Annotated in this window: 19 protein-coding genes and 1 pseudogene; 10 read left to right on the top strand and 10 right to left on the bottom strand. The window is 71.2% G+C overall.

The features are described from left to right. The first annotated feature begins 74 nt into the window (after positions 1 to 74). Positions 75 to 1,037: a zinc-binding dehydrogenase gene (locus tag ACPXB1_RS05540; protein WP_355591065.1), complete on the top strand. Its 963-nt coding sequence runs from the start codon at positions 75 to 77 to the stop codon at positions 1,035 to 1,037. 176 nt (positions 1,038 to 1,213) lie between these two features. On the opposite strand, the gene ACPXB1_RS05545 is transcribed toward ACPXB1_RS05540, so the two are convergent. Then, positions 1,214 to 2,185 (bottom strand): alpha/beta hydrolase family protein, encoded by a 972-nt coding sequence (locus ACPXB1_RS05545; protein ID WP_355591067.1) that lies wholly within the window; start codon positions 2,183 to 2,185, stop codon positions 1,214 to 1,216. Between the two features lie 68 nt (positions 2,186 to 2,253). After that, positions 2,254 to 3,303 carry an aldo/keto reductase gene (locus ACPXB1_RS05550; RefSeq protein ID WP_355591070.1) on the bottom strand — a complete coding sequence of 350 codons (1,050 nt, stop codon included), beginning with the start codon at positions 3,301 to 3,303 and terminating at the stop codon, positions 2,254 to 2,256. A gap of 89 nt (positions 3,304 to 3,392) precedes the next feature. On the opposite strand from ACPXB1_RS05550, the gene ACPXB1_RS05555 reads away from it, so the two are divergent. Beyond that, positions 3,393 to 3,836 carry a MerR family transcriptional regulator gene (locus ACPXB1_RS05555; RefSeq protein WP_355591073.1) on the top strand — a complete coding sequence of 148 codons (444 nt, stop codon included), beginning with the start codon at positions 3,393 to 3,395 and terminating at the stop codon, positions 3,834 to 3,836. A 56-nt stretch (positions 3,837 to 3,892) separates the two neighbouring features. On the opposite strand, the gene ACPXB1_RS05560 is transcribed toward ACPXB1_RS05555, so the two are convergent. Beyond that, on the bottom strand, positions 3,893 to 4,789 hold the full coding sequence (locus tag ACPXB1_RS05560; protein WP_355591076.1) for an alpha/beta hydrolase family protein: 897 nt from the start codon (positions 4,787 to 4,789) through the stop codon (positions 3,893 to 3,895). 156 nt (positions 4,790 to 4,945) lie between these two features. Here ACPXB1_RS05560 and ACPXB1_RS05565 point away from each other — a divergent pair, with 156 nt between their 5' ends. Continuing rightward, positions 4,946 to 5,116 carry a hypothetical protein gene (locus ACPXB1_RS05565; RefSeq protein ID WP_355591079.1) on the top strand — a complete coding sequence of 57 codons (171 nt, stop codon included), beginning with the start codon at positions 4,946 to 4,948 and terminating at the stop codon, positions 5,114 to 5,116. Here ACPXB1_RS05565 and ACPXB1_RS05570 read toward each other — a convergent pair whose 3' ends face one another. Both ACPXB1_RS05570 and pta read right to left on the bottom strand, forming a co-directional pair. Then, positions 5,117 to 6,244, bottom strand: a complete 1,128-nt coding sequence (locus ACPXB1_RS05570) for an acetate kinase (protein WP_355591082.1) — start codon at positions 6,242 to 6,244, stop codon at positions 5,117 to 5,119. It abuts the gene before it with no gap. Next, complete coding sequence (pta, locus tag ACPXB1_RS05575; protein WP_425734870.1) at positions 6,241 to 8,310, bottom strand: phosphate acetyltransferase; 2,070 nt, start codon at positions 8,308 to 8,310, stop codon at positions 6,241 to 6,243. The genes ACPXB1_RS05570 and pta overlap by 4 nt, the downstream gene beginning before the upstream one ends. A gap of 487 nt (positions 8,311 to 8,797) precedes the next feature. Here pta and ACPXB1_RS05580 point away from each other — a divergent pair, with 487 nt between their 5' ends. Then, positions 8,798 to 9,502, top strand: a complete 705-nt coding sequence (locus ACPXB1_RS05580) for a hypothetical protein (protein ID WP_425734871.1) — start codon at positions 8,798 to 8,800, stop codon at positions 9,500 to 9,502. Positions 9,503 to 9,569: 67 nt separating this feature from the next. Then, a complete protein-coding gene (locus tag ACPXB1_RS05585; RefSeq protein WP_355591092.1) occupies positions 9,570 to 11,699 on the top strand; it encodes a bifunctional polysaccharide deacetylase/glycosyltransferase family 2 protein in 2,130 nt (709 codons plus the stop codon). Positions 11,700 to 11,717: 18 nt separating this feature from the next. Here the strand turns inward: ACPXB1_RS05585 and ACPXB1_RS05590 are convergent, their stop codons facing one another. The 5 genes from ACPXB1_RS05590 to ACPXB1_RS05610 form a co-directional block, all read right to left on the bottom strand. Beyond that, positions 11,718 to 11,897 carry a DUF6104 family protein gene (locus tag ACPXB1_RS05590; RefSeq protein WP_053660250.1) on the bottom strand — a complete coding sequence of 60 codons (180 nt, stop codon included), beginning with the start codon at positions 11,895 to 11,897 and terminating at the stop codon, positions 11,718 to 11,720. Positions 11,898 to 12,012: 115 nt separating this feature from the next. Next, entirely contained in the window at positions 12,013 to 15,813 is a 3,801-nt protein-coding gene (locus ACPXB1_RS05595) for a multifunctional oxoglutarate decarboxylase/oxoglutarate dehydrogenase thiamine pyrophosphate-binding subunit/dihydrolipoyllysine-residue succinyltransferase subunit (protein WP_355591095.1), read from the bottom strand. A 312-nt stretch (positions 15,814 to 16,125) separates the two neighbouring features. Next, entirely contained in the window at positions 16,126 to 16,950 is an 825-nt protein-coding gene (locus tag ACPXB1_RS05600) for an ABC transporter permease (protein WP_355591098.1), read from the bottom strand. Then, positions 16,947 to 17,882, bottom strand: coding sequence for an ABC transporter ATP-binding protein (locus ACPXB1_RS05605; RefSeq protein ID WP_355591101.1), 936 nt, complete (start codon positions 17,880 to 17,882; stop codon positions 16,947 to 16,949). The genes ACPXB1_RS05600 and ACPXB1_RS05605 overlap by 4 nt, the downstream gene beginning before the upstream one ends. A 141-nt stretch (positions 17,883 to 18,023) precedes the next feature. Further along, the gene (locus ACPXB1_RS05610) at positions 18,024 to 18,671 is read right to left on the bottom strand and encodes a hypothetical protein (protein WP_355591104.1); all 648 of its coding nucleotides are present in this window, start codon (positions 18,669 to 18,671) and stop codon (positions 18,024 to 18,026) included. Positions 18,672 to 18,821: 150 nt separating this feature from the next. Between ACPXB1_RS05610 and ACPXB1_RS05615 the strand changes: the two are divergent. The 5 genes and pseudogenes from ACPXB1_RS05615 (at position 18,822) to ACPXB1_RS05635 (ending at position 23,718) form a co-directional block, all read left to right on the top strand. Further along, positions 18,822 to 19,528 (top strand): annotated as a pseudogene (locus ACPXB1_RS05615) (GNAT family N-acetyltransferase). Beyond that, positions 19,525 to 20,466 (top strand): lysophospholipid acyltransferase family protein, encoded by a 942-nt coding sequence (locus ACPXB1_RS05620; RefSeq protein WP_355591107.1) that lies wholly within the window; start codon positions 19,525 to 19,527, stop codon positions 20,464 to 20,466. The pseudogene ACPXB1_RS05615 and the gene ACPXB1_RS05620 overlap by 4 nt, the downstream one beginning before the upstream one ends. Positions 20,467 to 20,754: 288 nt before the next feature. Next, entirely contained in the window at positions 20,755 to 21,366 is a 612-nt protein-coding gene (locus tag ACPXB1_RS05625) for a PadR family transcriptional regulator (RefSeq protein ID WP_355591110.1), read from the top strand. A gap of 97 nt (positions 21,367 to 21,463) precedes the next feature. Then, the gene (locus tag ACPXB1_RS05630; RefSeq protein ID WP_030336721.1) at positions 21,464 to 22,165 is read left to right on the top strand and encodes a response regulator transcription factor; all 702 of its coding nucleotides are present in this window, start codon (positions 21,464 to 21,466) and stop codon (positions 22,163 to 22,165) included. After that, positions 22,162 to 23,718, top strand: coding sequence for a HAMP domain-containing sensor histidine kinase (locus ACPXB1_RS05635; protein WP_355591113.1), 1,557 nt, complete (start codon positions 22,162 to 22,164; stop codon positions 23,716 to 23,718). The genes ACPXB1_RS05630 and ACPXB1_RS05635 overlap by 4 nt, the downstream gene beginning before the upstream one ends. Positions 23,719 to 23,776 lie beyond the last annotated feature (58 nt).

Here is a 23,776-nt window from a genome sequence, read left to right on the forward strand (position 1 = left end):
TCGAAAGGAGAAGGGCCTTTCTCACGCCTAGGGCGTGGGAAGGGCCCTTCTTAACGGCCGCTCAGCTTGTTACCGTGCCGATCATGCGTGCTGCCTTTGCCTCCCGACTCGACGACGCCGATCCCCTCGCCGCGCTCACCGTCGGTGAGCGACCCGAGCCGACCCACCCGGAGGACGACTGGGTGACAGTGCAGGTCCGGGCCAGCTCGCTCAACCACCACGACCTCTGGTCGCTGCGCGGGGTGGGGCTCACCGAGGCCCAGCTGCCGATGATCCTCGGCTGCGACGCGGTCGCCACGGACCCGGAAGGCAACGACGTCGTCGTCTACCCGGTGGTCGTCACGCCGGGTGACCCGCGCGGCGTGTCGATCCTCTCCGAGCACTTCGCCGGGACGCTCGCGGAGCGGGTCGCCGTACCCCGGTCGAATCTGATCCCGCTGCCCGAGGGCCTGGCGGCGACCGACGCAGCGTGCCTGCCCACGGCCTGGCTGACCGCGTGGCGGATGCTCACCACCAAGGGCCGCGTCGCGGACGCGGACAGCGTGCTGGTCCAGGGCGCTGGCGGTGGCGTCGCCACCGCGGCCGTCGCGCTCGCCGTCGCAATGGGCAAGCGGGTGTACGCGACCAGCCGCGACGCCGGCAAGCGGGAGCGGATCACCGCGCTCGGCGCGACCGCCTTCGAGCCGGGTGCCCGGCTCCCGGAGCGGGTCGACGTGGTGATCGAGACGGTCGGCGCCGCCACCTTCGACCACTCGCTGAAGTCGGCCGCGCCGACGGCCCGGATCGTGGTGTCCGGCGCGACCGCCGGGCACCAGCCGTCGATCAACCTCCGGCGCGTCTTCGCCATGCAGCTGGAGATCCTGGGCACCTCGATGGGCACCCCCGGTGAGCTGTACGAGCTGCTGGCGTTCTGCGCCGAGAACGAGGTGCGCCCGGTGGTGGACAGCGTGGTCCCGTTCAGCAGGGTCGAGGACGCCTTCGCCCGCCTGCACTCCGGAGAGGCCTTCGGCAAGATCGTCATCGACCACACGGCCTGACAGGCTGCTGTCCCGGCGTGGTCCGCGTGCTGTCGGGCGTGGCCCGGCCTGGCGCAACATCGTGGAAGTAGTGGCTTCCGGCGATGCCGGAGGCCACTACTTCCTGGTTATTGCGCGGATCTTGAGCGGCGCGCAGCGCGGTGCGGCGCGCAGCGCGGTCCGGCGCTGCGCAGGGCTCAGAGGTGATCGTCGAAGGTTGCCAGGTCGCCGCGCTCGGCACCCGTGGAGAGGCGTTCCTTGGCCGCGGCGTCGCCGTACAGCGACCAGCGGAGGAACTCGATGGACGTGTCCGAGACGACCCGCAGCGTCTTGACGTCGCCGAGCAGCCCGCGCCCGTGGTCGCCCTTGGGCAGGCTCAGCAGCGCCTTCGGCCAGGGCACCTTGTCGTAGACGGCCTTGCCTGCCGCGTAGTCGACGACCTCGTCCAACTCGCCGTGCACGAACAACTGCGGGGCGGCGGCACCCGCGAAGGCGGTGCCCACGCCGACGGCAGTACCGGCGAACACGACCCCGGCGTCCAGCCGCTCGTCCCGGGCGCCGGTGAAGAGACCGATGGTGGTCACCCCGCCGGCCGAGTGCCCTGCCGCCGCCACCCGGTCGGTGGCCAGCCGGCCGCGCAGGCCGTCGCCGGCCTTGGCGTCGAGGTTGAGAACCTGCGTCAGCGCGTACGACACGTCGGCCGGCTGGTTGAGCACGTCGACGAGCTTGCCGTCGCTGCCCCGTGAGGTGTGCGGGAAGACCGGCGCAGCCACGACGAATCCCGCCGTCGCCCACCGGGTCAGCAACGGGGCGTAGTCGTCCGGGTGACCGGTGAGGCCGTGACTGAACATCACCACCGGGAATCGGCCCTCCGCGGCAGTCGCGGACCGCTTCGCCGCGCCGCCCGCCTTCCCGGCCGCCGGGTACCAGAGCGTGACGGGAAGCGCACGGCCGTCCCGGTTCAGCTTCAGCTGGCGTACGCCGACAGCGAAGGCGGTCTCCGGCGCGGTCCCGGCGGGGACCTGCGGTGTCGGTGTGGCGGTGGCGGCGGGCGGTGGCGTGGCCGGCGCCGGTGCGGTCGCGTTCTCCGGGGCGTCGGAGGAGCAGCCGACCAGACCGGCCATGAGCAGAGTGGTGGCCAGCAGCGTGGGGGTGACGCGACGAGACATGAGGCTCATTGTGCCCTGCCGGGGTCACCGGGTTGGGCGTGCTGTGCCGACACCGTCACCCACCCACCTCACGCTGCGGCGCGTTCGGAGAGTGGCCGCCGTCGGCGCGCGGTGTCGGTGAGTGCGTGCGGCGGGAAGGCGGCGTTGGGGTTGTACATGTTGGTTCCAGGCGGCACGATCTCGTCGATCCGGTCGAGGACGGCGTCGTCGAGGGTGAGTGCCGCGCCCTTGAGTAGATCCTCCAGTTGCCCATTGTTCCGTGGCCCGATGATCGCCGACGTGACGGCGGGATGGGCCACCGTGAAGGCGATGGCGAGCTGCGGCAGCGTGCAGCCGACCTGTGCGGCGAGGTTGACGAGCTGTTCGACGACGTCGAGCTTGGCGGTGTTCTCGGCGATCGCGGGATCGAACTGCGCCGGGCGCAGGACGGCACGCCCTGTCGACAGGTCGACGGGCTGTCCCTTGCGGTATCTGCCGGTGAGGAACCCGAAGGCGAGCGGGCTCCAGACCAACACCCCCATGCCGTAGCGCTGGCAGACCGGCAGGAGTGCGGCCTCGATTCCCCGGGCCAGGATCGAGTACGGCGGTTGCTCGGTACGCAGCCGGCCGAGGCCCCGACGCTCGGAGACGTGGTGCGCCTCGACGATCTCCTCGGCCGGGAACGTCGAGCAGCCGAAGGCACGGATCTTGCCCTGGCGTACGAGGTCGGTGAGTACCGAGAGGGTCTCCTCAATGTCGGTGCGGGGGTCGGGGCGGTGGATCTGGTAGAGGTCGATCCAGTCGGTGCCCAGACGCCGGAGGCTTTCCTCGACCGCCGTGAGGATCCACCGCCGCGAGTTCCCACCGCGGTTGCGCCCCTCGCCCATCGGAAAGTGCACCTTGGTGGCGAGTACGACGTCGTCTCGCCGCCCCCGCAGCGCCTTCCCGACAATTTGTTCGGACTCGCCCTGGCCGTACATGTCGGCGGTGTCCACGAAGTTGATGCCCTGGTCCAGGGCGGTGTGGACGATGCGGACGCAGTCGTCGTGGTCGGGGTTGCCGACGGCACCGAACATCATGGTTCCGAGGCAGTGGGTGCTCACCTCGATGCCGGTGCCGCCGAGGGTGCGGTAGCGCATGGCGATGCTCCTCTGTGATTCAGTGACGATCACGTGGAACGGTAGGAGCTAGAGCCGGCTCTAGGTCAACCCTCGTTACCCTGCACGGCATGGCTGACGTCCCCGCGATTCTGAGCATTGGACAGGTCGCCGAGCGCACCGGTCTGAGCGTGCACGCGCTGCGCTTCTACGAGCAGGAGGGCGTCTTCGTCAGCCCCGTACGCCGTGGGCCTGGCGGGCGTCGCGTCTATAGCCAGGACGACGTGGACTGGCTGACCGTGTGCATCATCCTCCGCGCCTCGGGCATGCCGCTGCCCGCGCTCCGGCGCTACGCCGACCTCGTCCGCGACGGTGCCGGCAACGAGCGGGAGCGGCTTGCGCTCCTGCGCGAGCACCACGAGCGCGTCACCGGTCAGATGGGCCGGCTCGCCCAGTGTCTTGACCTGATCACCTTCAAGATCGGCGTGTACGAGGACCTGCTCGATCAGGACGGCAGCACCGAACACCAGGGCGGCGACGACACCACACCGAGAGCTGGGCAGGTGGCCGTGTAACCGGCTGCCTGCTGCACCCCGCACCGATCGGCGGCTCGCGAGCCGGGGCGTTGGTGTCAGTGGGGCGGACGGGACTCGTAGCGGGTCAGGGGCGTCCGGGCGCCGATGGGCAGGCGTACGCCCGCCGCCCGGTCGCCGTAGAGGGTCCACCGGAGGAAGTCGATGGTGGTGGCGAGGACCGCCGCGAACCCCGGGTTGCCCGGTGTCAGGTATTCGCCGTGGCCCTGACCGAGCAGGCTGAGGAACGCGGCCGGCCCCGGTACGCGCGCGTACGCGGCCCGGCCGACAGTAAGCGGCACCACCGGGTCGGCCGTACCGTGCACGAAGAGCAGCGGTGCGACGGGCCCGGCGAAGCTGCCGGGCAGTCCGCCACCGGCGATCACGATGCCGGAGCGCAGCCGGGCGGGGTGGCCCTCGGCGAACATGCCGCTGGTGGTGAAGCCGCCCGCGGAGTGCCCGGCGGCGGCGATCGACGTGAGGTCCAGGTGGCCGGCGAGCGGATCGGTGGGCTGGCTGTCGAGGCGGCTCAGGTGCCTGATGAGCCGCCAGCCGTCGGCGGGCTGGTTGCGGACGTCGGCCCGGGTGAACCGCGCGGCACCCTGTCGGGTGTGCGGGTACGCGGGGGCGGCAACAACGAACCCGGCCGCCGCCCACCGGGTGGTCAGCCCGGCGTGCAACTCGGGCCGGCTGAACAGACCGTGGCTGTAGATCACCACCGGGAACCGCCCGGGGGCCACCCCGTCGGTCGACGACGGGTACCAGATGGTCACCGGCAGGGGACGCGCCGAGCGCGGATCGAGGGTGAGCGTACGCACGCCGACGGCGTACGACCCCTCGGGCGCCCGCCGCGCCGGCGCCGGGATGCCGGACCCGCCCGGCGCGGCGGTGGCAGGCGCGCAGCCAGCCAACAGAGCCGACACCACAAGTACGGCGATCAGCCGCCCCGCCCCCATGGCTTCACCGTAGGTGCCAGGGGGTGTGCCGCGAGCCCGCCGTCCGGCCCGGCTGCACCCGCCACCCGGGTGGGTCGACTCCGCCGGCCGGGTCGACACGGGCCGACGGAGTGGGCGGGACGGTACGCCGACGCCGTCTTCGCTACTGTCACCGGCATGGCTGAGAACTACACGGACCCCAGCGGCAACACCGAGGCGTTCCGCGCGTTCACCCAGACGCCGGAGGCCGCCGGGTCGACGGAGTCGCCGTCCCGCCTCCCGCTGATCATCGGCGTGGCTGCGGCCGTCGTGCTCCTGGTGGCCGTCGTCGTCTGGCTCGTCGCCTAGCTAGCGCCGCGAGCCGCCGCCGTCGACCACCTCACGGGTCTGCTGGGCGATCTCCCGTTCCTCGTCGGTGCGGATGACGCAGACGCTCACCTCGGCGCCGTCCGGCGAGATGAGCCGGTCGCCGTCGCCGTCGTTGCGGGCGGAGTCCACGGCGATGCCCAGCCTCGCCAGCCCTTCCAGCGCTGCGGCCCGCACCGGCGCGGCGTGCTCGCCCACGCCGGCGGTGAACGTGATCGCGTCGACCCGGCCGAGCAGCGCGTAGTACGCGCCGACGTACCCGGTGATCCGCCGGCAGTACACGTCGAAGGCCAGCGCGGCGGCCCGGTCCCCGGCCGCCCGACGTTGGAGGACCTCGCGCATGTCGTTGACGCCGGTCAGCCCGAGCAGACCGCTGCGATGGTTGAGCAGGTCGTCGATGTCGTCGACCGACATCCCGCCCTCACGGCGCAGGTGGAAGATCACGGTCGGGTCCAGGTCGCCGCTGCGGGTGCCCATCACCAGCCCTTCCAACGGGGACATCCCCATCGAGGTGGCGACGCTGCGGCCGTTGGACACCGCGCAGGCGCTGGCGCCGTTGCCCAGGTGCAGGGTGATGGTGTTGAGCTGGTCGTACGGGCGGCCCAGCAGTTCGGCGGTGCGTCGGGAGACGTACGCGTGTGAGGTGCCGTGGAAGCCGTACCTGCGGATGCCGTACTGCTGCGCGGTGTCCAGGTCGATCGCGTAGGTGGCGGCGGCCTCCGGCAGGGTGTGGTGGAACGCGGTGTCGAAGACGGCGACCTGCGGGACGTCCGGCAGCGCCGCCCTTGCCACCTCGATGCCAGCCAGATTGGCCGGGTTGTGTAGCGGTGCGAGCGGCACGAGGTCGCGGATCGCGGCCAGCACCGCGTCGTCGATGAGGACCGGGGTGCTGAACTTCCGTCCGCCGTGCACCACCCGGTGCCCGACCGCGGTGAGCCCGTCCAGGTCGAGATCGCCGAGGATCTGCCGGACGGCACCGGCGTGATCGGCAGGGCCGCCGCCGGGCTCACCGACCCGCTCGACGGTGCCCTGGTCGAGGGTCCGGTCCCCGTCGTAGTGCCGCCACTTCACCGACGACGACCCACAGTTGAGCACAAGTACCCGACTCACGAGCCCTCCTCGGTGGCGGCCTGGATGGCGGTGATCGCCGCCGTGTTGACGATGTCCGGCACTGTCGCGCCCCGGGACAGGTCGTTCACCGGCCGGCGCAGGCCCTGCATCACGGGGCCGACGGCGACCGCCCCGGCGGAGCGCTGCACCGCCTTGTACGTGTTGTTGCCGGTGTTGAGGTCCGGGAAGATGAAGACAGTGGCCTTGCCGGCCACCGGGCTGCCGGGCAGCTTGGTCGCCGCCACCGCCGGGTCGATCGCCGCGTCGTACTGGATGGGTCCCTCGACCAGCAGGTCGGGGCGGCGCTCCCGGACCAGCTCGGTGGCCGTGGCGACCTTCTCCACGTCCGCGCCCGCGCCGGAGCTGCCTGTGGAGTACGACAGCATCGCCACCCGGGGCTCGATGCCGAACCGGGCGGCGGTGTCGGCGGACGAGATCGCGATGTCGGCGAGCTGCGCGGCGTCCGGGTCGCGGTTGACGGCGCAGTCGCCGTAGACGAGCACTCGGTCGGCGAGCAGCATGAAGAAGACGCTGGACGCCACCGAGACGTCCGGGACCGTACGGATGATCTCGAACGCGGGCCGGATGGTGGCGGCCGTGGTGTGCGTGGCCCCCGAGATCATTCCGTCGGCGTGCCCGGTGGCCACCATGAGGGTGCCGAAGTAGTTGGCCTGCGCCACCACGTCGTACGCCAGCTCGACGGTGACCCCCCGGTGGGCGCGCAGCTTCGCGTACTCGGCGGCGAACTCGTCCCGCCAGGGGCTGCTGACCGGGTCGACCACGTCCGCGCCGGTCAGGTCGATGCCCAGCTCGCGGGTGCGGCGGGCGATGTCGTCCGGGCGGCCGAGCAGGGTGAGGTCGGCCACGCCCCGGCGGAGCAGGATCTCGGCGGCACGAAGGATCCGCTCCTCGGTCCCCTCCGGCAGCACCAGCCGGCGGCGGTTGGCCCGGGCGCGGTCGATCAGGTCGTACTCGAACATCAGCGGGGTGACCCGCTCGGAGCGGGTGACCCGCAGCCGGCGGGCCAGGTCGGCGCTGTCGACGTTGCCCTCGAACGCGCCGAGCGCGGCCTCCACCTTGCGCGGGTTGGCCGGGCTGGGCCGCGCCTCGATCCGGCTGGACGCCTCGACGGTGTCGTAGCTGTCGCTGGGCACCGACAGCACGGCGAACCCGGTGTTGAGCCGCTCGACAAGGCGCATCGCCCGGGGATCGGGCTGCTCGCCGAGGGTGAGGATCACGCCGGCCAGCGAGACCTGCCCGGCCACGTGCGCGGCGCTCGCCGCGACGATCAGGTCGGCGCGGTCACCGGGGGTGATTACCAGCGCCCCTTCGGTCAGATGGTCGAGCAGTATCGGCACGTGCGCCGCGCCGACCACGTAGTCGAGGACGTCCCGGCCGAGTGTGGCGTCGTCGCCGGCCAGCAGCGTGGCGTCGAGCGCCGTGGCGACCTCGGCCACCGTCGGCGCCGACACCGTCGGCACCTCCGGGATGGCGTACGCGGGAACCGGCAGTTCCGGCAGCGTCATCGGCTCGGACACCCGGTTGGCGATCACCGCGAGCACCGTCGCGCCCAGGTCCACCAGATCGTGGTACGCCCCACGCGCTGTCGCCGCGATGGACTCGGGCGGCTGGCCGAAGCCGTCCACCACGGGCACCACAACGCTTCCGAACTCGGTGGCGAGCCGGGCGTTGAATGCCAGCTCGCGGGGGCCGGCGCCGTCCCCACCGTCGGCGAAGTCGCTGCCCACCACGACGACTGCCGGGCAGCGCCGTTCGACAGCCCGGTACCGCTCGACGATCCGCGAGATCAGCTCCTCCCGGCGGCCGTCGGCGACAAGAGCGGCCGCCTCGGCGTACGTCGTGCCGGTCAGCTCGTCCTCGGGTACTTCGATCCGATAGCGGTCGTGCAGGAGGGCGAGGATCGGGTCGGGTCGGCTGCCGGAGACCAGCGGTCGGAACGCGCCGATCCGCTCGACCTGCCGGGAGAGGAGTTCCGCGAGGCCGAGGGCGATGGTCGACTTGCCCCCGCCGGACCCCACGCTGGTCAGATAGACGCTGCGGGCCACGCACCCACCCTAGAAGATCACCGTCTGTTGCGCGCGGGTCCGGTGGCCCTGGACCGCGACATCACCAGCCGGATATGGGGTGCGAATGTGACCGTGCCGGCGACCGGGCGAGGCGATCGACACGCGCCGTCTGCCGGGCCGGGGTGCGGGGCGGTCCGGTCGCGGAGGTGGGCCGGCTTGTCGTCGGGGTGCGACCCCGGTTCGTCACGCCAGCCGGCCCGATCAGACCTGGCCCGGCGGTCGATCGACCGACCAGGCGACTACGCCAAGTGATCGAACGATTGCACTGATTGCTGTTGAGGGTTCATGGATGCGGCCGGCGTCTCACCAGCGAGACGGCGGGCGAAGGTGAGTGAGATTCGCGCCTAGACTTCAATCCATGACTGCCCACCGTGTGAGCAGCGACGATACGTCGATCGGGAGGTCGATGCCCGCAGTCAAGGCAGGCTGCGGTTCGGCCGCCGACTCGAATCGTACCGAGCGCGTTATGGACGTCGATGGCTCGCGTCGACTACCGCGCGTACCCCGCCAGACGTCCAGGCGGCCCGTAGCGCCGTCCCTGCTCGACGCGGCGACCGAGGTGCGGCCGGCCCTGTTCGACGCACCCACCGAGGTGCGGCCGGCCCTGCTCGACGCGCCGACCGTGATCATGGGGCGGTCCGACAACCCCACCGCGCTGATGGCCCCCGTAGGCCGGCAGTCGCCGGTCTTCGTCGACCCCAGCGGTCGACGCCAGTCTCGCCTGCGCCTGCTCGCGTACGCCGCAGGGCTGCTCGGCCTGATCTACACCGGACTGGTGGGTGTCAGTTTCGCGGGCGTGGTGGAGCCGCACACGGTGCTCCCGTTCGTCGACGAGGTCAAGCAGTCCGAGCGGCCCGCGCCGCAGACCGATGCGAACGTCGCCGTCCCCGATCCGTCGACGGCTGCCCCCCGCACCCCAGCGGTCACGACGGCGCCCACAGTCGTCCCGGCGCTGCCTCCCTCGGTGGCACCCACCCGGTCACCGGCCGCCACCCGCCCGCCGGCCACCCGCCCGCCGACCCGCGACCCGGTGGGCCGACCGACCCCCTCCAGGCCGGCACCGACCGCCCCGGAGGCCCCCGCACCCACTGTGACGGCACCCACCGAGAACCCGCCGTCGGCGCCGGACGAGAGGCCCGAGCAGGCCGTCGGCCCCCGCGCCGATGGCTGAGCCGACGATCAGACCGATCCGCCACCGCCGCCGGGCCGTACCGCAGCCGCGGTGGATCCTGCTCGGCATGCTGCTTGTCGTCCTGGGCAGCGTGCTCTTCGTCAACGCGTACACGAACGCCTCCTTCGCACCGGACCACCACCAGAGCAGCAGCGGGCAGCGGGACGTCCCCACCTCGGTGGTGACCGGCGGACCGATCATCAGCGCCAACAGCGAGCAGGTCCGCTCCTACCGGCTGCCGGAGCGCACGATCGCGCTCACCTTCGACGACGGCCCCGACCCGGTCTGGACCCCCGAGGTGCTCCGTGTCCTGGACGCCCACCAGGTCAAGGGCACCTTCTTCGTGCTGGGCTCGCAGGTGTCCCGGCACCCCGACGCGGCCCGCAGCCTTGTCGCGGGTGGGCACGAGGTCGGCGTGCACACCTTCACCCACCCCCAGCTCGCCGAGCTGCCGGCCTGGCGGCGACAGCTGGAGTACGGCCAGACGCAGCTCGTCGTGGCGGCCGTCACCGGCGTGCGGACCCCGCTGATCCGGTTTCCCTACTCCTCGCACGCCAACGCGATCGACAACAGGGACTGGCCGGTGGTGAGGTCCGCCGGTGACCTGGGCTACCTGACGGTGCTCAACGACACCGACAGCCGGGACTGGGCACGACCCGGCGTAGACAAGATCATTGAGAATGCGACCCCGGACGGTACGTCGGGCGCCGTCACGCTCTGGCACGACGCTGGCGGCGACCGCTCACAGACCGTCGCCGCCCTGGATCGGTTCATCCCGCTGATGAAGGAACGGGGATACCGCTTCGTCACCGCCACCGAGGGACTGAACCTCGCCTTCGCCGCCGCCGGTGTCGACCACCGGGTGGACGCCGGGGAGCCCGCCACCGCCGGGGACCGCTGGCGCGGTCGGATGCTGGTCTGGGCGGTGCGCGGCGCCGACGACGTGCTGGGGGTGCTCGGCGTCCTGTTCGTGCTCGTCGGTGCGCTCACTGTGGGGCGTACCGCCGTGCTGATCGTGCTCGCCGGGCGGCACGCCCGCCGCCGTCGGTCCAGGGACTGGACGTGGGGGCCGCCGGTCACCGAGCCGGTGTCGGTGATCGTGCCCGCGTACAACGAGAAGGAGGGGATCGCCGCGTCGGTCCGCTCGCTCGCCGGTGGCGACCATCCGGGCGGGATCGAGGTGATCGTCGTCGACGACGGCTCCACCGACGGGACCGCGGACATCGTCGAGGCGCTCCGCCTGCCCAACGTCCGGGTTGTCCGCAAGCCCAACGGTGGCAAGCCCAGCGCGTTGAACACCGGCATCGCGCTGGCCCGGCACGACCTGCTCGTGCTTGTCGACGGGGACACCATCTTCGAGCCCGACTCCGTCCGCCGGCTGGTGCAGCCCTTCGCCGACCCCCGGGTGGGCGCGGTGGCCGGCAACGTCAAGGTCGGCAACCGGCGCAGCCTGATCGCCAAGTGGCAGCACATCGAGTACGTCATCGGCTTCAACCTGGACCGGCGGCTCTACGAAACGCTGCGCTGCATGCCGACGGTGCCCGGGGCGATCGGCGGTTTCCGGCGGGAGGCGCTGCGCTACGCCGGTGGGATGACGGACGACACGCTGGCCGAAGACACCGACATCACCATCGCCCTCGGCCGCGCCGGCTGGAAGATCGTCTACGAGGAGACAGCCCGCGCCTGGACCGAGGCGCCGACGAGCATCGGCCAGCTCTGGAAACAGCGCTACAGGTGGAGCTACGGCACCATGCAGGCGTTGTGGAAGCACCGCCGCTCAGTGCTCGACCGGGGCGCGTCGGGCCGGTTCACCAGGCGCTGCCTGTTCTTCGTCAGCCTCTTCGGAGTGCTGCTCCCGCTGCTCGCGCCGGTGATCGACCTGATGGCCCTGTACGGCCTGTTCTTCCTCGACCGGAAGGCCACAGCGGTCGCCTGGCTGGCGATGCTCGGCATGCAGTTGGTCACCGCAGTGGTGGCGTTCCGACTGGACCGGGAGAAGCTCGGCGTGCTGTGGGTGCTACCGCTCCAGCAGTTCGCCTACCGCCAACTGATGTACCTGGTGATCATCCAGTCGGTGGTCACCGCGCTTACCGGCGGCCGGCTGGGCTGGCAGAAACTGCGACGGACCGGCCTGGAACCGCCGCCCACCGCGCCGGTCAGGCGCCCGCCGCCCGTCGAAGCCCGCCCGGCGCCGTAACCCCGAACGCCGGGACGGTCAGTCCTCGTCGATGTCGTCCAGGCGAGCCAGCCAGGTGGCGAACCGCTCGATCGGCGTCTCGAACTCGGGGTTGAGGTCGACGAAGTCGCGCAGGCGCTCGCCCAACCACTCAAGGGTCACCTGCTCGTCACCTCGGCGCTCCACGAGCTCCTCGATGCCACGGTCGGTGAAGTACATCGCGTACGTCCTCATGCTCTCGACCCGGTGCGGCCGGGCGGGTGGTCGGTGGGCCGACGACAGCCGGGGCAGGCCGTGGTGACGGCGCTGCCCCGGCTCTCGCGGTGCGTTCAGATCACGGGCGGGGGAGTGCCGCCTCGATCAGAGCCGTCTGCTCGACCTCGTGGGTCTTGGCCGAGCCGACCGCCGGGGCGGCCGCGGCCGGGCGGGAGATCCGCCGCAGCCGGACGTCGGTGAGGTGCTCCAGCAGGTTGAGCGCGACGAACGACCAGGCACCCTGGTTGGCCGGCTCCTCCTGCACCCAGGCGAAGTCCTCAGCGTTCGGGTACTGCGCCAGAGCAGCCCGGATCTCCTCCACCGGCAGCGGGTACAGCTGCTCGATCCGGATGATCGCGGTGTCGGTGACGCCGCGCTCCTGACGGGCCTGGAACAGGTCGTAGTAGACCTTGCCCGAGCAGAGCAGCACCCGCTTGACCGCCTCCGGTGCCGGGGCGCCCGTGTCGCGCAGCACCGGCTGGAAGGTGCCGGTGGTGAAGTCCTCGACGGAGGAGACGCAGAGCTTGTGCCGCAGCAGCGACTTCGGCGTGAACACCACGAGCGGCTTGCGCTTCGGCGACAGGGCCTGGCGACGCAGCAGGTGGAAGTAGTTAGCCGGAGTCGTCGGGATGGCCACCCGCATGTTGTCCTCGGCGCACATCTGAAGGAAGCGCTCCGGACGACCAGAGGTGTGGTCCGGGCCCTGACCCTCGTGGCCGTGCGGCAGCAGCAGGGTCACGGCGGAACGCTGACCCCACTTGACCTCGCCGGAGGAGATGAACTCGTCGATCACCGACTGGGCGCCGTTGACGAAGTCACCGAACTGGGCCTCCCAGGCGACAAGCGCGTTGATGTTCTCCACCGAGTAGCCGTACTCGAAGCCCATCGCCGCGTACTCGCTGAGCAGCGAGTCGTGCACGAAGAACCGGGAGCGCTCGCCGTCGCCGGTGAGCGACATCAGCGGCAGGTAGTCGTCGCCGGTGCGGGAGTCGACCACCGAGGCGTGCCGCTGGACGAACGTGCCGCGACGCGAATCCTGCCCGGCGAGCCGGACGGTGACCCCGTCGTGCAGCAGCGAGCCGAACGCGATGATCTCGCCGAAGCCCCAGTCGATGTTGCCGTCGACGGACATCTTGGCCCGCCGGTCGAGCAGCTGCTGGATCCGCTTGTGCGGCGTGAAGCCCTCCGGCAGGTTGACGTGCGCGTCGCCGACCGCCTTCACCACGGAGACGTCGGTGGCCGTGTCGACCTGCGGCTCCGGCTCCTCCTCGCGGCGCGGCCGGTTGAGCTGGCGCGGTGCCGCGGCGGCGTCCCGGGTGGCCTTGAAGACCTTCTCCAGCTGCGCCTGGTAGTCGCGCAGCAGCTCCTCGGCGTCCTCCACAGTGATGTCGCCGCGACCGATCAGCTCCTCGGTGTAGAGCTTGCGCACCGAGCGCTTCGAGTCAATGATCTTGTACATCTGCGGGTTGGACATCGACGGGTCGTCGCCCTCGTTGTGCCCGCGCCGCCGGTAGCAGACCATGTCGATCACGACGTCCTTGTTGAACGTCTGCCGGTACTCGAAGGCCAGCCGGGCCACCCGGACCACGGCCTCCGGGTCGTCGCCGTTGACGTGGAAGATCGGCGCCTGGATCATCCGGGCCACGTCGGTGCTGTAGAGGCTCGACCGGCTGTACTCCGGGGCGGTGGTGAAGCCGACCTGGTTGTTCACCACCACGTGCACGGTGCCGCCGGTGCGGTAGCCGCGCAGCTGCGACAGGTTGAGCGTCTCGGCGACAACACCCTGGCCGGCGAACGCGGCGTCGCCGTGCACCGCCAGCGGCAGCACGGTGTAGCCCTCCAGCTTGAGGTCTATCCGGTCCTGCTTGGCCCGGACGATGCCCTCCAGCACCGGGTCGACGGCCTCCAGGTGCGACGGGTTGGCCACCACCGACACCTTTACCGAGTGGTCGCCGCCGGGCGTGGTGAACTTGCCGTTCTGGCCCAGGTGGTACTTCACGTCGCCGGAGCCCTGCGTCGAGCGCGGGTCCAGGTGACCCTCGAACTCCGAGAAGATCTTCTCGTACGGCTTGCCGACGATGTTGGCGAGCACGTTGAGCCGACCCCGGTGCGCCATGCCGATGACGACCTCGTCCAGGCCGCTCTCGGCGGAGCACTCCAGCACCTCACCCAGCAGCGGGATCAGCGACTCGCCGCCCTCCAGCGAGAAGCGCTTCTGGCCCACGTACTTGGTCTGGAGGAAGGTCTCGAACGCCTCGGCGGCGTTGAGCCGGTTGAGGACGTGCTTCTGCTCGTCGGCCGACGGCTTCTCGTACTTGCGCTCGATCCGTTCCTGGACCCAGCGCCGCTCCTCCGGGTCCTGGATGTGCATGTACTCGATGCCGACCCGGCGGCAGTACGAGTCGCGCAGCACGCCCAGGATCTCGCGCAGCTTCATCCGCTTGCGGCCGGCGAAGCCGTTGACCGGGAACTCGCGGTCGAGGTCCCACAGGGTCAGCCCGTGCTGGAGGACGTCCAGGTCGGGGTGCTTGCGGATGGTGAATTCCAGCGGGTCGGTGTCGGCCATCAGGTGACCGCGCACCCGGTACGCGTGGATCAGCTCGTGCACCCGGGCCGTCTTGTTGATCTGGCCCTCGGAGTTGACCGCCACGTCGCGCATCCACCGCACCGGCTCGTACGGGATGCGCAGCGAGGTGAAGATCTCGTCGTAGAAGTCGTGCTCACCCAGGATCAGCTCGTGCATGACCTTGAGGAATTCGCCGGACTGCGCGCCCTGGATGATCCGGTGGTCGTACGTGCTGGTCAGCGTGATGATCTTGCTGACCGCCAGCTCGGCGAGGGTGGTCTCGGACATGCCCTGGTACGGCGCCGGGTACTCCATCGCGCCGACGCCGATGATCGCGCTCTGCCCCTGCATCAGCCGCGGCATCGAGTGCACGGTGCCGATGCCGCCCGGGTTGGTAAGCGAGATCGTGGTGCCGGAGTAGTCCTCCATGGTCAGCTCGTTGCGCCGCGCTCGCCGGACCACGTCCTCGTACGCCTGCCAGAACTGCCGGAAATCCATCTGCTCGCAGCCCTTGATGGAGGGGACCACCAGGTTGCGGCTGCCGTCGGGCTTGGCCAGGTCGATCGCGATGCCCAGGTTGACGTGCGCCGGGCGGACCACTGCCGGCTTGCCGTTGGCCTCGGCGAACGAGTTGTTCATCTCCGGGTGCTGGACGAGCGCCCGGACCATCGCGTAGCCCACCAGGTGGGTGAAGCTGACCTTGCCGCCGCGCCCACGGGCGAGGTGGTTGTTGATCACGATGCGGTTGTCGACAAGCAGCTTGGCCGGGACCGCGCGCACGCTCGTCGCGGTGGGCACGCTCAGGGAAGCGTCCATGTTCTGGACGATCTTCGCGGCGACACCTCGCAGCGGCGTGGTCTGCGGGCCGTCATCGCTCGACGCGTCGGCCTTCGCGGCCTTCGCGGCAGGCTTCGCCGGTGCGGCCTTGCTCGGTGCGGCCTTGCTCGGTGCGGCCTTGCTCGGTGCGGCCTTGGCCGGGGCAGCCTCCGACGTGGCGGCGGGCTTGGCCGACGCCGGCTTGGCGGCGGTCGGCTTGGCGGCGGTGGCCGGCTGGGCGCTGCTCGGCTGGCTCACCGCGGCTGCCGCCTCCGGCTGGCCGTCCGGCTCGGGTGCGGCGGCCGGTTTGCCCGACGCCTCGCCCCCGCGCGGTGTTCCGGCGCCCGGCGCCGGTCGGTAGTCGGCAAAAAAGTCGTGCCAGGCAGAATCGACACTCGTGGGGTCGGCGAGGTATCGGTGGTACATCTCCTCGACGATCCACTCGTTCGGGCCGAAACCCGCCAGTGGGTTCTCCTGCGAAGTCTGCTGGGTCGACACGGCCGGTAATCGCCTCTTTCACGCGGGTTGTGTGTCACGCGGGCGCCCGCCGGGCCAGTGAACGGCACGGACAGGACGACTCCCAGGCTACGCCGTACGAAAGTCCCTGGCATTTCCGCCTCGGCACCGTGGTCGGATTCACAGAAGATGCCAGAAGTTCAGTAAGCGCTGCGTGACCGGTCACCGACTGGTAAAGCGACCCAATACGGATGCCGGTCGTGCGCAGCGCCACAAGCCACCCCGGCGGCTGACGCGGCCCGGAGGGCGTTCCCGGGATGGCGGCCGTGCCGCCGCCACCCCGGAAACTGTCGCTCAGGAGATGTCGCGCCGACGCATCAACAGCGTGCCGACCACGCCGGTGACCACCGCGTACCCGATGAGCACGGCGGCGCCCGCCCAGCGCGGCGGGTTGCCGGGGATGTCCGCGCCGGTGACCATCAACGACGAGGCCAGCGACGGCACCAGCAGTTGCAGGTTGTTGATCCAGTCACCCCAGCGGGCGGCCAGGATGCTGATCACCAGGATGGCGCCGATCGAGCCGCCCAGGTAGAGCAGGATGCCTGTCACCGTGGCGCCGATCTGGCTGCGGATCAGCACACCGATGCCGACCCCGAACACCGCCCAGAGCAGGTACGCGAGCAGGTTCAACCCGATCGCCCGCCAGGCCGCGTCGTTGCCCAACTGGGAGCCCAGCCCGACCGCGTTCAACACCGCCGAACCGGCGATCAGGTTGAGCACGGTGGTGACCAGCCAGAACAGCAGCGCCAGCACGCCCGCCGCGGCAAGCTTGGCGCTCATCACGGCGGTGCGGTGCGGGGTGGTGAGGAACGTGGTGGTCACCGTCTGGTGGAAGAACTCGCTCGTCACCACGATGATGCCGAGCAGCATCACGATCAGCAGACCGAAGAACTGCCCGGTGGTGAACAGGTTCGACGAGAGCGCGTCCGCGCTGGCCGCGGCCGTCAGGGTGTCGACCTGGTCGGCCGGCACCTCGCCGAGGTCCTCGCTGGTCAGGACGTCGGCCTGCAACCAGTTGATGAGCAGGGTGAGCGCCCACAGCGGCAGGCTGATCAGCGCGAAGACCCACCAGGTGTTTGTGGTACGGATCTTGAGCAGCTCGGATCGGACGAGGTTCATCGGATGCCCGCCTTTCCGGCCGTCAGCTCCAGGAAGACCCGTTCCAGGTCGGGCCGTTCGGTGGTCAGTTCGTGCAGCTCGACGCCGGCGGCCAGGGCGGCCCGGCCGATCGTCGGGGCGTCCACCCCGGCGACCAGCAGGGTGCCCTGCTCGTCGGTGCTGACGGTGGCCGACTGGGCCTTGAGCGCGGCGGTAAGCGCCTCGGCCTGCGGGGTGCGGACCCGGACCTGGGCGCTCTGCGCCATCGACCCGAGAACCTGGTCGACGGGGCCCTGCCGGATCAGCTGCCCGGCCGCGATGATCACCACGTCGTCGGCGAGCAGCTGCATCTCGGACAGCAGGTGGCTGGAGACCAGCACCGTGCGTCCCTCGTGGGCGAGGTTCTTGAGGAACCCACGCATCCACCGGATGCCCTCCGGGTCGAGCCCGTTGGCCGGCTCGTCCAGGACCAGCACCTGCGGGTTGCCGAGCATCGCCGCGGCGATGCCGAGGCGCTGCTTCATGCCCAGCGAGTAGCCCTTGAACTTGCGCTTCGCCGCAGGCGTCAACCCGACAAGGGCCAACGCCTCGTCGGCCCGCTGCTTGGGCAGACCGGCCGCCGCGCAGATGACCCGCAGGTGGTTGATGCCGGTACGACCCTTGTGCGCGCTGGAAGCCTCCAACACCGCGCCGACGTGCCGCAGCGGGTCGGTGAGATCGGCGTACCGATGGCCGCTGATGGTGGCCGTGCCGCTCGTCGGCGTGACCAGGTTCAGCAGCATGCGCAGCGTGGTGGTCTTACCGGCGCCGTTCGGGCCGAGGAAGCCGGTCACCCGCCCCGGTGCCACGGTGAAGGACAGGTTGTTCACCGCCCGCACACTCTTGTATTGCTTCGTCAGACCGGACACCACGATCTGACCGTCGCTGGTGGGGCTTCGCTGCCCGTCAGTCATCGTTCTCCTCCCGTGCGTGGCGTCGAGGTACGCCGTGGCACAGCGTGACGGCCCAGAGCAACAAGGTCAATCAGGCGCGGTCCGTACGGCGTGGTCCGTCGCGCGGGGGAGGCGCGTCCCCCGTGCGGACGACGACGCAGGTCAGCGGGCGATCCAGGTGGCCCGGGCGGTACCGAGCAGCGCGCCGTCCGGGCCGTACAGGCTGGTGTGCACCATCGCCTTGCGACCGTCGACGCCGACCAACGCGCCGGTCACCACGCACTCGTCACCCGGCGCGGGGTGGGCGACGATCGCTGCCGCGATACGGCCCAGCAGGTACGGGCGGCCCGCCGCGAGCACGGTCCACCCTCCGGGGCAGTCCAGCGCCGCCCAGACCGTTGCCGCGCTCACCTGCTCGGGGGCCCGAAACGGCGCGGCGGTCCGGTCGTCGGGCAGCCGGCCGGGAAAGATCCGTAGGCCGTCCGCCCGGTCCGGGCCGCAGACGTAGCAGCCGGGAAACGGGTGCTCGACCAGCCCTGGGTAGCTGGTCGAGGCGGCCACCGCGGTCGCCCAGTCGACAGGGGGTACGACGGCGTCCACGTCACCGGCCGGGCGGACCTCGGCGACGATCTCGCCGGCCGGGTCGAGGACGGCGCCGTCGACCAGGCTCAGTGCGGTGTCCAGCGGCGGCGGCCGGCGCAGCGTCACCTCGACAGGCTCGGAGCCGCCGGCAGCGGTGGCGAACACTCCCGCGCTCCAGCCACCGTTGCCCGAGCCGGGAGGTCCGTTGTAGCGGGACTCGATGCGCACCTGTCGACCTCCGTGGGGGCATGGCCGGCGCCGGCGCCGGTCTTCCCGCAGCCTCGCACGACAGCGGTCGGGTCCATCGGCCGGCCGCCGTTCATCCGATCGACACCGGTGGTCACCGCCGATGGCACCCGGGGCACCTACACAGGTCCCATGGCCGTTCTGCATGCCGCTGGCGCACCCCTGACGACCAGCGGATACACCCTGCTGATCGCCGACGACCCCACCCAGGTCGCGGCCGCGCAACGCCTGCGCCACGAGGTGTTCGCCACCGAGCTCGGCGCCACCCTCCGTCCCGGCGCGGCCGGGTTGGACGTGGACACCTTCGACGCCCACTGCGACCACCTGATCGTCCGCCACGAGCGGACAGGCGAGGTGGTCGGCACGTACCGGCTGCTGCCGCCCGGGCGCACCAACAGGCGGTACGCCGAGGACGAGTTCGACCTCACCGCACTCGACCCGCTGCGCGACGACCTGGTCGAGGCGGGCCGCTCCTGCGTGCACCCGGACCACCGCTCCGGAGCGGTGATCAACCTGATGTGGGCGGGCATCATCAGGTACCTGCACCTGCGCGGCTCCCGCTGGCTCGGTGGCTGCGCCTCGGTCCCGATCGCCGACGGCGGCCGGACGGTCGCCGAGGTGTGGGCCCAGGCGCAGGCCCGGCACCTGTCGCCGCCCCCGCTGTCGGTCGCGCCGCAGTTCCGCCGCTGCTGCGCGGCTACCTCCGGCTGGGCGCGTGGATCTGTGGCGAGCCGTCGTACGACCCGGACTTCGGCTGCGCGGACTTCTACGTGCTCTTCTCGCTGGACCGGATGAACCTGCGCTACCTGCGGCACTTCCTCGGCGAGGCGCAGCGGTGACCGCCGTACCGCACGACCTGTGGCGGCCGACGTCCGGCTGCGGCGAGCAGTGCCTGCCGGCGGCCGGCGAGGTGCCGACCGTGCCCGTGGCCCGCCGTGTGCTCCGGCTGGTGTCGGCGGCCGGGATGCTGCTTGCCGGGGTGGGGGTGGCGGTGGTGCTGCCCGCATTGCCGGCGCGTGAGCGGCAGGCTTTGGCGCGTGGTTGGGCCCGGACCACCGCGCGGGCGTTCGGCGTCCGACTGGTGATCAAGGGCCGGTTGCCCCGGCGGCGCGCGCTGCTGGTCGCCAACCACGTCTCGTGGCTGGACATCCTGGCCGTGCTTGCCGTGGCGCCGGCCCGACTGGTGGCGAAGCGCGAGGTCCGTACCTGGCCGGTGCTCGGCCTGCTCGCGGCGGCCGGAGGCACGGTCTTCGTGGACCGGTCCCGGCCACGGGCGCTGCCGGCCACCGTGCGCCGGCTCGCCGACACGCTGCGCGCCGGTCGCTCGGTCACGGTCTTTCCCGAGGGTACGACCTGGTGTGCGGGCGATGCGGTGACGTGTCGCCCCGGCGGCGGGTTCCGCCCGGCCATGTTCCAGGCGGCCATCGACTCGGGCAGCCCGGTGGTGCCGCTGCGACTCGTCTACCGGTGCGAGGCCATCGGATCTACGACCACGGCAGCCGCGTTCCTCGGCGCGGACACCCTGCTGCGCTCGGTGGCCCGGGTGGTGGCGGCGCGGGACCTGGTGGTCACTGTGACGATCGCCGCCGCGCTGCACCCGGCCCGTGACGCCGACCGGCGGTTGCTGGCCCGGGCCGCGGAGTCGGCCGTACACCTGCTGCCTGCGGCAAACGGCGCGGCGGCCGGCGCGGCTGACCCCCGGCGGTATGCGGCATCCGTTCTGCCCTTGGCAGTGGAGCCGCCCGTCACCGGACGCGAGCTGGACCTGGCGGCGTGAGAGGCCGTGGGTGCCCCGGACCCGGGGCACCCACGGCGTGCCCTTTGCTCTGCTTCAACGGACGCAACAAATCCAGCCCGATTCCGTTGCGCGGGTTGAAGCAGAGCAAAGGAGGTGGACGAGGTGGCTGGTCCCCGAGGGAGCGACCGGCGGCCGGTGGGATTCCTGCCCGATTACGTGGTGGCACCGGGTGTTCGCCACCGGGATGGTTAAACTCTGGGCCTCCGCGACACCCGGGAGCATCGTGGCCCGCGCCCGACCCGTGGAGTCCGACCAGAAGGAGCCGCCGTGACCACCGTGTTCAGCCACGGTCGGCTCCGGCTCTACCTGCTGAAACTTCTCGACGACGGTCCGAAGCACGGCTACGAGCTGATCCGCCTCCTGGAAGAGCGGTTCCTCGGGTCGTACGCGCCCAGCGCCGGCACCATCTATCCCCGGCTTCAGCGCCTCGAAGCCGAGGGCCTGGTCAGCCACACAGCAGGCGGAGGGCGCAAGACCTACTCCATCACCGAGGCCGGTCGGGACGAGCTGCGCCAGCGGGCGGACGAGCTGGCCGTCCTGGAAGCGGACATCGCGGCCTCCGTGGCGGACCTCGCCGCCCTCGCCGGCCAGGAGCACGGTGCGGCGAGTGACGCGACGCGCGACCTCAAGCGGGAGGTGAACGGGGCCACCCGACAGGCCCGGCGTACCCGGTGGGAGCCGTCCGCCCCGCCGCCCCGGCCGGCGTCGTCGGACGGGCCTCACGCGGACCTGCTCGACGAGTTCGACAAGCGGTTGGCCGCGTTCGCCGCCGAGGTCGGCCGCCTGGCGCGCGCCCGGCGGTTCAGCGATACCCAGCTGCGCACCGCGACCCGGCTCCTCGACGGCACCCTGGACGGGCTCCGCCGGCTGCTGCGCTGACGAAGAAGCCGCAGCTGGCGCCGCGCCGACCGGGACTCACAGGGATTTTCCAGGGAGCGTCCAGCGCCGGTGCAGTGAGGTCACCGATGATGGGCACATGCCCGCTACCCAGACCGAGGCGCGACTTCTCGTCGTCGAGGACGACCCGAACATCCTCGAACTCCTCTCCGCGAGCCTGCGGTTCGCGGGCTTCGACGTGGCCACCGCGACCAGTGGCAGCGCGGCCCTCAACGCCGCGAAGGATCACCGGCCCGACCTTGTGGTGCTCGACGTGATGCTGCCGGATCTGGACGGCTTCGAGGTCATCCGGATGCTCCGCGAGGGCGGTACGCGTACCCCGGTGGTCTTCCTGACCGCCCGGGACGCCACCGACGACAAGATCCGTGGGCTCACCCTGGGTGGCGACGACTACGTCACCAAGCCGTTCAGCCTGGAGGAGCTGACAGCCCGGATCCGCGCCGTGCTGCGCCGCACGACTACCGGCGAGCAGGCCCCCTCCCGGCTCACCTTCGCCGACCTGGAGTTGGACGAGGAGACCCACGAGGTGCACCGGGCCGGGCAGCGGGTGCAGCTGTCGCCGACCGAGTTCAAGCTGCTGCGCTACCTGATGCTCAACGCCAACCGGGTGCTGTCCAAGGCGCAGATCCTCGACCACGTCTGGAACTACGACTTCCGTGGTGACGACAACATCGTCGAGTCCTACATCTCCTACCTGCGACGCAAGGTAGACACCACCCAACCTCGGCTGATCCACACCCTCCGCGGCGTGGGGTACGTGCTGCGCAAGCCGGCGGCGTGAAAGCGGTCCAGCAGGCGAAGGGACGACTGCGGGCCGTACCGCTGCGGGTGAAGCTCGTGACCGCGGTGCTCGCCCTTGTCGCCTGTGCGCTGCTGGTCATCAGCTCGCTCACCACGTTCTTCCTGCGCAGCTACCTGGTGGGCCAGGTCGACAGCGAGCTCACCGGCTCGGCTCGCAGCATCGAGAGCGCGGTGGTGACCGCGCAGCAGGGCCGGTTGGGTATCCCGACCGACTACCTGGTGGTGGTGACAAGCCGGAGCGGCGACCGGGTCCTCGGCTACCAGTTCGACGACAGGCGCTTCGGCATGGGCGACCTGCCGCCGTGGCCGACCGACGCCGCAGGCTTCGAGCAGTTGGAAGGCGAACCCTTCACCGTCCGCGCCCGGGACAGCAACGTGCGCTGGCGGATGCTGTACACGGAGCTGCCCAACGGTCAACTCGCGGCCATCGGTCAGCACCTGACCGACGTCGAACAGGCGGTGAAGCGCCTGGTCTGGATAGACCTCCTGGTGGGCGGCGCGGTACTGCTCCTGCTCGCCTCATTGGGCGCGGCGATCGTCCGGACCAGCCTCAAACCGCTCGTGGAGATCGAACGGACTGCCGCCGCCATCGCCGGTGGTGATCTGACCCGCCGAGTCCCCGACCCGGAGGAGGGCCACGAACAACCCACCTCCGAACTGGGACGACTCTCCCGAGCGCTGAACGCGATGCTCACTCAGATCGAGGCGGCGTTCACCGCCCGGGCCGCGTCGGAGTTCGCCGCCCGCTCGGCGGAGAGCAGCGCCCGCGACGCCGCTGCCGCCGCCCAGGCGTCCGAGGCGCGAGCGCGACGCTCCGAGGAGCGGATGCGGCAGTTCGTCGCGGACGCCTCGCACGAGTTGCGTACCCCGCTGACCACCATCCGTGGCTTCGCCGAGCTGTACCGGCAGGGCGCGGCACGGGCACCGGAGCAGACCGCCGGCCTGTTGCGCCGGATCGAGGACGAGGCGGCCCGGATGGGGCTGCTCGTGGAGGACCTGCTGCTGCTGGCCCGGCTGGACCGGGAGCGGCCGCTCTCGCTGGCCCCGGTGGAGCTGCCGGTGCTCGCCTCCGACGCGGTGCAGGCGGCCCGGGTGATCGCTCCGGACCGGCGTATCGAGTTGGAGATCGCGCCCGATTCGGGCCCACTCGTGGTGTTCGGCGACGACGCGCGGTTGCGTCAGGTCATCGGCAACCTCGTGACGAACGCGTTGACCCACACCCCGCCCGAGGCCCGGGTGAGCGTGCGCCTGCGTGCCGAGCCGGGGAACCTCGCCGTGGTGGAGGTGGCCGACACCGGCCCGGGTCTCACCAAGGAACAGTCGGAGCGGGTCTTCGAGCGCTTCTACCGGGCCGACGCGGCACGTACCCGACGGGCCGACGGGAACATCAGCACCGGGCTCGGCCTGGCCATCGTCGCCGCTCTGGTCTCCGCTCACCACGGCTCGGTCGAGGTGGTGGAGACGCCGGGCGGCGGGGCCACCTTCCGGGTCCGGCTGCCGCAGGTGCCACACGTCGAGGGCGTGGGCGAGTGACTTTCAGCCAACTTCCAGGGCGATTCCAGGTTGGTCGCAGTGCCTGGGGAGAAGGTAG

Source organism: Micromonospora sp. DT68 (genome assembly GCF_049847245.1).
GTDB classification, from domain to species: domain Bacteria; phylum Actinomycetota; class Actinomycetes; order Mycobacteriales; family Micromonosporaceae; genus Micromonospora; species Micromonospora profundi.

Bases quoted from the DNA above. Each gene is read 5' to 3' on its own strand.
- ACPXB1_RS05560 (WP_355591076.1), bottom strand. From the start codon at position 4,789: ATGGGGGCGGGGCGGCTGATCGCCGTACTTGTGGTGTCGGCTCTGTTG.
- ACPXB1_RS05545 (WP_355591067.1), bottom strand. From the start codon at position 2,185: ATGTCTCGTCGCGTCACCCCCACGCTGCTGGCCACCACTCTGCTCATG.
- ACPXB1_RS05630 (WP_030336721.1), top strand. From the start codon at position 21,464: ATGCCCGCTACCCAGACCGAGGCGCGACTTCTCGTCGTCGAGGACGAC.
- ACPXB1_RS05550 (WP_355591070.1), bottom strand. From the start codon at position 3,303: ATGCGCTACCGCACCCTCGGCGGCACCGGCATCGAGGTGAGCACCCAC.
- ACPXB1_RS05580 (WP_425734871.1), top strand. From the start codon at position 8,798: ATGGACGTCGATGGCTCGCGTCGACTACCGCGCGTACCCCGCCAGACG.
- ACPXB1_RS05585 (WP_355591092.1), top strand. From the start codon at position 9,570: ATGCTGCTTGTCGTCCTGGGCAGCGTGCTCTTCGTCAACGCGTACACG.
- ACPXB1_RS05590 (WP_053660250.1), bottom strand. From the start codon at position 11,897: ATGTACTTCACCGACCGTGGCATCGAGGAGCTCGTGGAGCGCCGAGGT.
- ACPXB1_RS05565 (WP_355591079.1), top strand. From the start codon at position 4,946: ATGGCTGAGAACTACACGGACCCCAGCGGCAACACCGAGGCGTTCCGC.
- ACPXB1_RS05600 (WP_355591098.1), bottom strand. From the start codon at position 16,950: ATGAACCTCGTCCGATCCGAGCTGCTCAAGATCCGTACCACAAACACC.
- ACPXB1_RS05605 (WP_355591101.1), bottom strand. From the start codon at position 17,882: ATGACTGACGGGCAGCGAAGCCCCACCAGCGACGGTCAGATCGTGGTG.
- ACPXB1_RS05555 (WP_355591073.1), top strand. From the start codon at position 3,393: ATGGCTGACGTCCCCGCGATTCTGAGCATTGGACAGGTCGCCGAGCGC.